Source organism: Pseudoalteromonas sp. A3, assembly GCF_025942345.1.
Classification (GTDB): domain Bacteria; phylum Pseudomonadota; class Gammaproteobacteria; order Enterobacterales; family Alteromonadaceae; genus Pseudoalteromonas; species Pseudoalteromonas atlantica.
On the sequence record NZ_JAPCKL010000003.1, the window covers coordinates 613,837 to 625,299 of the forward strand.

The following is an 11,463-nucleotide window of genomic DNA, read 5'->3' on the forward strand; positions in this document are numbered from 1 at the left end:
TTCTAAAAATTGTTGAGTTACTGATGGTTATATTCAGTAACGCGTAAATATGTTTCGTTAGCAGTTACACTGCTTGTTGCTGTAAATTTTCTAAGCTGATTTCTTTAACGTCCACCAACTTATTTAGCTGGCTGGTTAATAGATGAATAGGCTTATCGCTATCGACCGTCATTGCTATCGTATATTGAGCTTCATCGGTATTAAGCTGAAAATGCGTAAGGTCAAAACCACGGTGACGCACAACACGTAAAAAGCGCTCCACCGCAATACTTTGGTTTTTCAATGCTATAGTTAAGCTGTGTTTCATTGTGCTTTCTCCGTAATCATTTCGTCATTTGCAGCCCCTGGTGGTACAAGCGGCCATACGTTTTCTTTATCATCTATACAGGCATGTAAAATATACGGCCCTTCGCTGTTTACCAGTGCAGTGATTGCATCGTCTACTTCGTTGGCTTTAGTAATAGTTTGCCCAGGAATACCAAATACCGCCGCTAACTGAACAAAGTCAGGGTTATCTGAAAGATTGGTTTCAGAGTAACGCCCTTCAAAAAACAGTTCCTGCCATTGACGAACCATACCTAAGCGTTGGTTATCTAATATTAGTATTTTTACTGGTAAATTGTTACGACGTATAGTGGCAAGCTCTTGAATGTTCATCATGATTGAGCCATCACCCGACACCGTTATTACAAAATCGTCTGGGCGTGCTACTTGCGCGCCAATAGCCGCGGGTAAACCAAAGCCCATAGTGCCTGCGCCACCACTACTTAAGTGATTACTTGGGTGGTTAAATTTCATATGTTGCGCCACCCACATTTGGTGCTGGCCTACATCGCAGCACACTACGCCTGTTTTTGGCATACGCTGGCTTAACTGGTTCAATAAATACGGGGCAAATACTTTTTCGCCTGGGTAGTCGTAACGCCATGCGTGTTTTTCGCTCATGAGCTTATTTGTATCGCACCATGCTTTAGGTGTTACAACACACTCAAGTGCGGGTAATGAGGTTTTTAGATCAGCAATTAAGGACGCTTTAGCAGGTTTGCGTTTACCTACTTCGGCCGCGTCAATGTCTAAGTGAATTACTTTTGCTTTAGCTGCAAATTTGGCTAAGTTACCCGTTACGCGGTCATCAAAGCGCGCACCTATACATACAAGTACATCACACTCTTGTACTGCTATGTTAGCCGCTTGTGTGCCGTGCATGCCTAGCATTCCTAAGTAGTGCTCGTAATCTGGTAACACACTGCCTAGCGCTTTTAATGTTGATACCGCTGGCATTTGTGTTTTATTTAAAAACTGCATTAACTCATTTTGCGCATCGGCGGCTTGCACGCCACCACCTACATACGCTACTGGCTGCTTTGCTTCAGTTAATAACTGGTTTGCAATGGCTACTTGGTTTAAATCAAGTTGTGGTAAATATTCATCAGCAGCTAACCAAGGTTTAAAAGGCACTTGCGCCATTTGAATATCTTTTGGAATATCTACAAGCACTGGGCCTGGGCGACCACTTTGAGCTAAGTGCATGGCTTCTTGTAATATTTCAGCTAAGTCTTCTGGGCGCTCTACCATATAGCTATGTTTAGTACACGACAGTGACATCCCTAGTACATCGACTTCTTGAAATGCATCTGAGCCAATAGCGGCAGTCGGTACTTGGCCTGTAATTGCTAATAATGGCACTGAGTCCATCATTGCATCGGCAAGAGCTGTTATTAAGTTAGTAGCGCCAGGGCCTGAGGTAGCAAAACAAACGCCTAATTTGCCTGTGCTGCGAGCATAACCCACTGCGGCAAAGCCAGCACCTTGCTCGTGGCGAGTAAGGTAATGCTTTACAGGCGCGCCATACAGCGCATCGTAAATGGGCATAATAGCTCCGCCAGGGTAGCCAAATACTTCATTTACGCCGTGCTTGGCTAATAAATCGATTGTTAGTTCTGCGCCTGTCATTAATTAATCCTCATTCCTCAGTGACAACCCAATTACCTACTTACTTAAAAAACTTATAGCTAATACCAATCCGCAATAATACTTAATTATTTTTAGGGGGCTAAAAGTGTCGCTATCTGCGTTAAAAAATTCTCATTTAGAACAACTAAATAGCGAATTTTTTGCCTAGCTATCAACACGTTTATCTATCCTCAAAATAGATCACTTAATTAAGCGAGTTGGTATAAAATCTTTAAAACTTTGTGCTTAAAACTAAAAAGCCCTCCGAACGGTTAGGTGCGGAGGGCTTTTTAATGCTTAAGTTTATAGCACTACGAAGCCCTCGCGGGAATAATCACCACGATAATAATCAGGACTAGGTTAAGTGCATTTGTAAGCATGTAATTAATACCAAAATGTGTTCATTTGTTACGAAGTAATACTCTTCGCTCTGTATATGTATTTGTACCGCGCTAAGGCGAGTAAGTCAACACCAAACTTAATTCAACAAAAGAGCAAAAAGCGACTTTAAACGGATTTTAAATTCACAAAAAAAGGCTTAAATGAAAAATCTATACCTTAATTTGCATCAAGTAAATTCACTAGCCACATAATAGCCATATAGGGCTTGATTAATTTTTGATACATTGTAGTACAAATAACAGCGCAGCACGGTAAATAACTTAAAACTTTGCTAATTAGGCAGGTTTACTCCGCAAGCCCTATTACGCACCACTCAATTACATTCACCCAATTTAAACAAGGTGCCCTAGTGCAACTAAACTCATAAGCGCATTTAAAAGTGTTTAATATAACCAAATAGGTTTATTAAAGCGCTTTAATTTAAGCTAGTATTTAGGCAACTCAATTAGATTTAAGGACAAACCATGCAAGCCCTCTCTCGAATTAGTCAGTTCTTTATACTGGCACTTTTTATAGCAACTAGTTTTAATAGTGTCGCAGCGCCAGCATTATTCAAAGTAGAAAAAAACGGTACTAGCTCTTACTTGTTTGGCACGGTTCACGTAGGCGATGCCAGCATGAAAGGCTTACCAGAAAAAGTAACTAAGGCTATAGATCAAAGCGAGCAAGTTGTTGTTGAAGTAGATATTAGTAAACTCACGCCTTTGCAAATGCAGCAGCGTTCAATGCCCTTTATGATGCTTAAAGATGGCAAAACATTACAAACAGAACTCTCAAAACAAAACTACAATAAGCTTAAAGACTACTTTGCTAAAAAATCGATTGATATAGCTATGTTTAATGGCCTCAAACCTTGGGCTGTAATGGTAACCATGATGCAGATTGAATTTCAAAATGCAGGGTTTTCTGACCAAACAGGCATAGACAAGCAAGTACTTGCTTACGCTAAAAAGCAAAATATCACGATTGGAGAGTTAGAAACGCTAGAGCAGCAACTACAAATGTTTGATGGGATGGCTTTGCTTAGTAATGAAATGATTGAAGAAACGTTTGAACAGCTTGCCGATATTAATACTTATTTTATTAAGTTAGTAAACGCCTGGAAAAATGGTGATATGGATACGCTGACTGAATACTACAACATGAGTTTTGACGAGAGTAACTACGGTGAAATAAGCGAGCAGGTTATGCTAGTTAATCGTAATAATAAATGGGTGGAGCAATTAGTGCCTCGCTTAACTAACGAAAAGCTATTTATTGCTGTAGGCGCGCTGCACTTACCAGAGCAGCATGGTTTAATTAAACAGTTAACTGATGCAGGCTTTACCATTACTCGCCTATAACGTGGCGTTAAAGGTTGGGCCTAAATAGCCCAGCCTTTAATTAAAATCTTCCATTTTTAAGTAATGCTCAATCCCTTTAATTTTGTCTGCCGCATGGTGATTTACATAAATAACGGTGCTGGTATTTGCGGCACAAATTTTCTCTATTAAAATTAGTACTCGCTGTCTATTTGCTTCATCAAGCCCTAAGCAAGGTTCATCTAAAATGAGTAACGTGGGGTGTTTTACCATAGCACGCACTATTAATAGCATGCGCTGATCGCCGTATGAAAGTTGCGTAAATGAGCTATTTTGTTTATCGCCTAACCCAATCAACGCTAACCATTGCTTAGCTGTATTTACCTGTGACTCTGTTGGCTTTTGATATAAGCCAATGCTGTCGTAAAATCCAGAAATAACCGTATTCAATGCCGATATACTTACTCGATAATCCATATGCAGTGCATTTGATATATAGCCAATATGCTGTTTTATATCCCAAATACTTTCACCGCTTCCGCGTTTAAAACCAAATACCTGAATATCATTGCTGTAGCATTGAGGGTTATCGCCAGTTATTAAATTTAATAAGCAGGTTTTACCTGAGCCATTTTTACCACTCAATTGCCAGTGTTGATGTTTATTAATTTGCCAATTGAGATTTTTAAATACATCAACCCCAGCGTAGCTAACCTTTGTATTACTAAGCTTAACCAATGTATCGGCGGTATACTCTGCACGGCCTTGGGAGTCATCCGGTTGAGGTATTTCTAAAGCGGTATGGGTTAAATGCAGTAGTTTAAGCAAGTCAGCACGCTGCTCTGCGTTTGGATTATTAAGTACATGCTGCAACTGCCCCTGATTTACATAAGCGTAATGAGTAATAAACGGTGGGATTTCATCAAGCCTATTTAACACAAACACAAAGTTAATTGTTGAGCTAAGTGTTTCTAATAAAGTGTTTAGCACCTCACACGAATGTTTATCTAAGCCATCATATGGCTCATCTAGTACCACTAAATCAGCATGACTACTTAGCGCATTTATAAGTAGGAGTTTACGGGTTTCGCCGGTAGAGAGATCTCTAAAATGCCTATCTAAAAGGGCGCTGTAATTAAAGGCATCTATTAGTTTTGTACGTAGCTCATGGTTGTAGCTACTATTTTGAGGGAAGATAAAATCTTTTACTAAGCTGTGATGTTCATGCTCAATTTCATTTTTAATTAACTGCTTTTGCACATCAGATGACACAAGCTGCGTGCTATTAAAGGTACTTTTAAAAGTACCACTTTGCTGCTTAGCTTCACCCGTTAATGCGGCGCTCAATGCCGATTTACCTGCGCCATTAGCGCCTAGTAATAGCCAGTGCTCACCAGCATTCACTTGCCAACTTAAGTCATTAATTGTGAAACGGCTTTTACCTTGCCCTTTTAAATAACCACTAAATTGTTCAAATACAATACTTTGCACAATACTGCCTTCACCATAAACTAAATAAACAACTTAACGTATAGTAAATTGCTTTAGCAAGCGTATTTAATTGCGTATTAATTTATTTCATTAGCTATGCACACATTTACTAATGCATCAGCCACTGCCTGCTTACTTATGGGTTTATGAATATGCTCACTCGCGCCATATTCATAAATCAAGTCCATGTCTTCGGCTGAGGTATTTGCTGTAACAACGATTATCGGCATGGTTTTATTTAGCTCTTTGCGTATTTTTTTAGTCGCTTCAAAGCCATCCATGACCGGCATGTTTAAATCCATAAACACCACGTCATAGTCAGCCTTACCTACCTTTTCGCAGGCTTCTAGGCCATTTACAACGCATTCATAGTCCACACCTAACGTTGCCAAAATACGTGTGAGTAACAAGGTGTTTAATTCATTGTCTTCAACCACAAGGCAAAAAAGCTTTTTTTCGACTTCTCTTTCTGTTTGCTGGTTCGTAATTTCAATCGGCAAGTTAAGCGTAACATGAGCGCCACTCGCTGCGTTGTTTTTAAATGAAAGCGAACCATGCAGCGCTTTAACAACATACTGCGCCCGTGTTAATCCCGTTCTTAGGCCTTGAAAGTGGTTAGTTTGTTTAAATGAGTCAAACTCTAGTTCTGTTATTTCGCTAGAAAAACCACACCCACTATCATTAACGGTTAATTGTAATTGCGAGTTTTGCATGTTTGCAGCAACTTCAACCTCGCCCTTGTCGGTAAATTTTATTGCATTGCTAATTAGCTCGGTTAATACATGCTGTAAGCGCTGATGATCTAACTTACAAAAACAATTAAGAGACTCATCAAAATGAGTGATTAATGTTAGCCCTTTTTGCTGCGCTGCATACTCATACGCCAACACCACTTTGTTTATGGATTCTAAAAGGTTTTCGTTTTTAAGAATTGGCGCCCACTTTCCTGTGCTTAGTGCTTGTAGGTCTTGTAGCTCATCAAGCATAGATAGAAGTCTAAGGGCGCAGTAGCTTGCTTGCGTTTTAATATTTTGCTGCTCGGCATTGATGGATAGCTCATCAATCGACGTAATTAATCCCTGTAACGGTGTTCTAAATTCGTGGCTTGCTCTGGCAATAAAGTGCTCTTTGTTTTGGCTCATTTGCGCTACAAAGTCCTTTTGTTTTTGAAGAGCTGTTAAGGTGCGTTCCACCTCTTTTTCCATCGGCATAAACACAAATCTTAGCTCAACGAGCAATAACACCATGGCGACTAACCAGCACAGCAATTCTAAATTAGACACGCGGTTAACTTTTTTTACTGCGTGTTGCTCAAATAAAGTAACCGCGCGGTCAAGCTTAGCTAGCAGGTTTTCTACATGTGCTACGTTGAGCACCTGTGTGTCTACCTCGCCTTTTTGGTACAGCAGCCAACTAGCTTGGGCAATAAATTCATTCACTTCGCTATCTAGATTAGCTGGCTCAGCAAAGTATAACTTTACTAATTCTGGCGTTAAATAACGGTAACTACTACCTTGCTTGGTAAGTAATACCTCATGAGCTGTTTTAAATTGTGCGAGAGAGTGTTCGAGGGAATTGGTATGGGTAGCAACATCGATTCGTGATGAAAGAAGTGCATTGCTATGCCAAGCAATTTTTTGCGAGAGCATGCGCTGCTTACCTGCCATATTAATAATTTTGGCATCGTACTTTTGTACAGAAAAGCCATACTGCAGCAATAATGCTGAGCCACTTATTAACAGAGCAATAGCAATAAGCGCCCATCGGTAACGCTGTCTTACATTGGCAATAATTTTAAACATACAAGGCCGCTTTTTTATTTTAAGTGTAGCCTATATATAGAAAACTCAACATCAGCTTTAGTAATTATATAAATAAAAAGCCCAGTAACATGACTGGGCTAAATGTATTAAGTGTGAGACAAAAAGGGCAATACTTGCGACACTTTTGTAATTACCAGTTAGCGATTTTCTAATCGGTTGTAGTCAAACATACCAAATTCAACGCCGCGATACTCTTTAGCTACTTGGTGCATTATGTCGCTGTATTTCCAAAACTCTGGATGTGAGCGACGAATACCAAATTTTACTTTTAATGCAGCATAATCTGCTTCAATTTGCATCATAGGTAATAGCTGTGCAAATTCACCCACTTCATTTTGATCATTTAAATACCAAATAGCCGCAGGGTAATCACCAATAAAGCCTGGCACTAGGGTTGCGGTATCTTCATCATAAGCGCGCTGCCCATCTTCATTTAATAAGCTGGAAATATTGTAATGCGCGTTGTGATGAATAAGCGTATAAGCTTTATGTGAAGCATCGTCTTGCTTAACCAAAATATACGATAACTGCGGTAATAAATTTATAGCCTTAGCTGGCATATTGTTTAGTGCATTTAATGGCGTGGGTACTTTTGTGTAGTCGTAGTGCTCACTCAGTACTGGCGCTAAAGTTTGCTTAACTAACCCATACAGCTCGTGTTGTGGATCATCCGTTTTATATTCAATACCGCTAGGTTGGCTAAACTCTCGGTTGTTTTTAAAAAACTTAGATAAGCTTGGCGGAGACTTTCTATACCAGCTTTTTTTAATTTGATGGCGCTTCGCTTCAGGCAATAAAGCCAAAAAGTTTTGCTCACCCTCTAAACGTAAAAAGTCCATGTATAGGCGGGTCACTAATTGGTGGCCGATATTTCCGTATACATCAAAGCCTGCAACAAGTAAGTAATGAATACGCTCAAATAGCGCGTAATCTAATACCCACATAGTTTTAGGCTCTTGACCAATAAAGCCTTTCACTACCGTGGCACTATCAAAATGGCGAAATATTGTAAGCGCTGCATTTTTGTTATGCCCTTCACCTTTCCACAATAGGTCGGTTGTTAAATGCTCTCCGTTTTTAAACATCTCGTTAGCCAGTTCAACTTTGGCTTGTAAGTACTTTTTCTCACGCACTGAGTATTTAACCCAGCTAGAGATAGGCAATGCATTGCTTTCTTCTGCTGCAGGTAATTCAAGGGCTTCTTCGTGCTGAAGTAACATGTCTTCCACTGCTGGAGTCGCGACTTTTTCAGGGTCTGCAAAGGCAACCCAAAAATGATCGTTAATCACATTGAGTGCAATTTGGCCGCGGCATACAGGGCCCTTAATAAAGCCCATAATAATTAGCTCAGCCTCATCAAGCATAAATTGATACTTGGAATTAATAGGAATTACTTCAAACGTTTTAAAAGGATTAGATGCCGCCTCGCTCTTATAACTTGGCATTTTAGTGACCGTATAATCGGGAGCTATAAATTGCTCATAAATACGTGCAAGCTTTGCATCATCAAGCTTTAGCGGTAAATGTGTTTTTGATAAAACAGTTGAGCGATCCTGTAGTAAACGGTAATACACACGGCTTACTTTAGGGTCATCGTATGGTCGGCGCGTATTAATTAGCTTAATTTCTTCGCCTGGCGGCGTACTTGAACGAACCAGTTTAAAAAAGCTCTGTGGTTTATCAGAACCAAAATAAATATGGGCTAAAAACCAATGCTCGTAAATATAACGTGCGGCTAATTGGTATTTTAAACTGTCTTGATTTAAAAACGCTTCCCAGTTTTTAACGTTTGTTAGCTCGGCTTTGGTGGGCGGTTTAATATGCGCCATTTTTCCACCGTCTTTAAGCCACTTTTGTAAATGATAAAATTCCTGGCTAGACACGCCCGGTAAACCGTAAGGCATACCGCCATGAGGCTGCTCTGCAGCTAAACGATCGAATTCTCCCATAGTGGCGCACGTTTGAGAGCGGCTAAGTGAAAAGTCAAATTCATCATCAAGAATTTCATTCTCTGGTAACGGTGCACTTTGCTTAAGCACTAATGAATTAAATAACACCCCACCGGCAAGGTTTGCTTCTGGGTTTTGGTCACGCTCGTTAAGTACCGGAGTAAAGCCCTTTTTACGCCATTGCTCAGTGCTGGTTGCATCAAATAATAACCGGCTTGGTGTAGTGGCTAATAGCCGTGTACCATCATAAACAAGCTCTTTGCTTAGCCCTCTATCTATCCCTTCAGGGGACGAAAGCTTTAGCTGACAAGGCGCATCATAACAGCCATGGCATACTACACAGCGTGTATCTAGCACAGGTTTTACTTCTTGCAAAAACTCGGCACCAGCACCTGTATCATGCGGCACTATACGCTGCTGCGTTTGTTCATCACCAAATAAGTCGTTGTAGTGAGCATTGCCTAAATAAGCACACCCGCTGAGGATAATAAGGACGAATGTGCTGATCAGAATTTTTTTCATTCTTCATCCTCATCACCCAGGTCGAAGGTTGGCATCATATCCATTTGTGGAGAGACAAAAGTTTGGTTGTCGTGGGTATTTAACACCACACTTAACAGTGGGCCGTGGGTCAGCGTTATTTGTGCATCGTGCTCTTGGTTTAACAACGCATTAAATTCGCTGCTATGCGGCGCAAGCTCATACTCTTTTAAACTAATAGCGATACTGCTATCAGGTGCTGGGTTTTGGCATATCTGCGTCAGTAGCTCATCATCAAGAGCAAATGAAATGTCTAAATCGGGCTTTTCTACATCTCGCTCACTAAGCGACTCATTTAAAATAAATAACGGTAAGGTTAATTTACTATCTTGTTCAAATTCCATTGTGCTCTCTTGCTGACTGACGGTGTAATTACCCGCCATTATAGCAAAAAAGCACATAATTACTGCGCCTAAATAACCACACTAAAGTCTAAAATTTAGCCTTAAGCGCTGTTAATGACTAAGCTTTAATATCATCCATTGCCGATTCGATAATAGAAAATACAGCCCCTTGAGGGTCGCAAATAACACTAAAACGCCCTACATCAGGAATATCTGTAGCAGGTACACACACTTGCCCTCCAAGAGTCGCCGCTTTTTTTACATAGCTATCGCAGTTATCCACGGCGAAGTAAATCATCCAATGAGGAGGTACGTCTTGTGGCCACTCATCAGTCATTTGTAGCATGCCTGCTACCGGCTTACCTGCAACTAAAAACAAGGTGTAATCCATACCTTCCATAGGCTTTGTTTCACTTTTCCACCCCAGTAGTTCACAGTAAAAATCACGGCTTGTTTCACTATCGCGCGTTGCCATTTCATGCCAATAAGGCGTGTTGAGCTCACAAGGACGCTTACATCCTATATGCTCTTTACCTTGCCACAATGCCACCGTGGCACCCGCGGGGTCTTTAAGCATTAACATACGCCCTGCATCCATAACATTGTGAGGGCCTGCTATAATTTGCGCACCGAGCTCTTGCGCCTTAATTGCACATGCATCAACATCATCTACGGCAATATAGGTAAGCCAGTAGCTAGGCGTAGAGGCCACTTGCTCTTTAGGCATTTGATACATGGCAGCAATATCGTCACCTTGCTTTTGTAGCATAGTGTAATACTCATCATCGCCAATGGGCTGATCGTCATTTCCCCACTCAAACAACGAGGTATAAAAAGCTTTCCCGTCTTGCCAATTATGAGTACACAGTTCAGCCCAGCAAAATATACCTTGCGGATAATTATTTTTATTATTCATCGCCCATTTCCTGTTGTAAATTTAAGCCATTTTTAGCTTAGGCTAATACCCTGTAAGTGTCGATAGTTATTCACTCAATAAACCTCCTTATACATCAGTGACCACTTCTACTCGGGCTTTGTAAAGCCAACCCAAACAACATTATTTACATTAACGCCGAGCATCTAAAAGTTGATAGCTAAAAACTAATCACTTTTTTTCAGGCAATAAAAAAGGCCACCGAAGTGACCTCTTTTTAGTATTAATTAGCTAGGCTAATTAATACTCATTGAACGTTGCTACATAGCACCTACGCCTAAAGGTAATAGCGCCACCTTCACATGACATAAATTTTAGGCAATAAAAAAGGCCACCGAAGTGACCTCTTTTTAGTATTAATTAACTAGGCTAATTAATACTCATTGAACGTTGCTACATAGCACCTACGCCTAAAGGTAATAGCGCCACCTTCACATGACATAAATTTTAGGCAATAAAAAAGGCCACCGAAGTGACCTCTTTTTAGTATTAATTAACTAGGCTAATTAATACTCATTGAACGTTGCTACATAGCACCTACGCCTAAAGGTAATAGCGCCACCTTCACATGACATAAATTTTAGGCAATAAAAAAGGCCACCGAAGTGACCTCTTTTTAGTATTAATTAGCTAGGCTAATTATTACTCTACGATAGTTGCTACAACACCAGCACCTACAGTACGGCCACCTTCACGGATAGCGAAACGAAGACCTTCGTCCATCGC

The 11,463-nt window shown here is 40.4% G+C and carries 8 protein-coding genes and 1 pseudogene; 1 reads left to right on the plus strand and 8 read right to left on the minus strand.

Annotated features, from left to right (window positions below; genetic code table 11):
- Positions 1-64: 64 nt before the first annotated feature.
- A complete protein-coding gene (gene ilvM, locus OIZ54_RS08780) occupies positions 65-307 on the minus strand; it encodes an acetolactate synthase 2 small subunit (RefSeq protein ID WP_004589295.1) in 243 nt (80 codons plus the stop codon).
- Positions 304-1,953 carry an acetolactate synthase 2 catalytic subunit gene (gene ilvG, locus OIZ54_RS08785; RefSeq protein ID WP_004589294.1) on the minus strand — a complete coding sequence of 550 codons (1,650 nt, stop codon included), beginning with the start codon at positions 1,951-1,953 and terminating at the stop codon, positions 304-306. The genes ilvM and ilvG overlap by 4 nt, the downstream gene beginning before the upstream one ends.
- Positions 1,954-2,819: 866 nt before the next feature.
- Here ilvG and OIZ54_RS08790 point away from each other — a divergent pair.
- A complete protein-coding gene (locus OIZ54_RS08790; RefSeq protein WP_004589293.1) occupies positions 2,820-3,698 on the plus strand; it encodes a TraB/GumN family protein in 879 nt (292 codons plus the stop codon).
- Between the two features lie 36 nt (positions 3,699-3,734).
- Here the strand turns inward: OIZ54_RS08790 and OIZ54_RS08795 are convergent, their stop codons facing one another.
- From OIZ54_RS08795 to OIZ54_RS08820, 6 genes and pseudogenes are all read right to left on the minus strand, one after another.
- Complete coding sequence (locus OIZ54_RS08795) at positions 3,735-5,147, minus strand: ATP-binding cassette domain-containing protein (protein ID WP_096041039.1); 1,413 nt, start codon at positions 5,145-5,147, stop codon at positions 3,735-3,737.
- A gap of 77 nt (positions 5,148-5,224) precedes the next feature.
- A complete protein-coding gene (locus OIZ54_RS08800) occupies positions 5,225-6,949 on the minus strand; it encodes a response regulator (protein ID WP_096041038.1) in 1,725 nt (574 codons plus the stop codon).
- Positions 6,950-7,107: 158 nt separating this feature from the next.
- Positions 7,108-9,441 carry a fatty acid cis/trans isomerase gene (locus OIZ54_RS08805; RefSeq protein WP_096738955.1) on the minus strand — a complete coding sequence of 778 codons (2,334 nt, stop codon included), beginning with the start codon at positions 9,439-9,441 and terminating at the stop codon, positions 7,108-7,110.
- On the minus strand, positions 9,438-9,803 hold the full coding sequence (locus OIZ54_RS08810) for a hypothetical protein (protein ID WP_029774302.1): 366 nt from the start codon (positions 9,801-9,803) through the stop codon (positions 9,438-9,440). The genes OIZ54_RS08805 and OIZ54_RS08810 overlap by 4 nt, the downstream gene beginning before the upstream one ends.
- Positions 9,804-9,921: 118 nt before the next feature.
- Positions 9,922-10,719: a VOC family protein gene (locus tag OIZ54_RS08815; RefSeq protein WP_054982956.1), complete on the minus strand. Its 798-nt coding sequence runs from the start codon at positions 10,717-10,719 to the stop codon at positions 9,922-9,924.
- A 660-nt stretch (positions 10,720-11,379) separates the two neighbouring features.
- Positions 11,380-11,463: pseudogene (locus OIZ54_RS08820) on the minus strand (elongation factor Tu); the annotation flags it as partial.

Coding starts and splice junctions, on each gene's coding strand:
- ilvM (WP_004589295.1), bottom strand. CDS start 307: ATGAAACACAGCTTAACTATAGCATTGAAAAACCAAAGTATTGCGGTG.
- ilvG (WP_004589294.1), bottom strand. CDS start 1,953: ATGACAGGCGCAGAACTAACAATCGATTTATTAGCCAAGCACGGCGTA.
- OIZ54_RS08790 (WP_004589293.1), top strand. CDS start 2,820: ATGCAAGCCCTCTCTCGAATTAGTCAGTTCTTTATACTGGCACTTTTT.
- OIZ54_RS08800 (WP_096041038.1), bottom strand. CDS start 6,949: ATGTTTAAAATTATTGCCAATGTAAGACAGCGTTACCGATGGGCGCTT.
- OIZ54_RS08805 (WP_096738955.1), bottom strand. CDS start 9,441: ATGAAAAAAATTCTGATCAGCACATTCGTCCTTATTATCCTCAGCGGG.
- OIZ54_RS08810 (WP_029774302.1), bottom strand. CDS start 9,803: ATGGAATTTGAACAAGATAGTAAATTAACCTTACCGTTATTTATTTTA.
- OIZ54_RS08815 (WP_054982956.1), bottom strand. CDS start 10,719: ATGAATAATAAAAATAATTATCCGCAAGGTATATTTTGCTGGGCTGAA.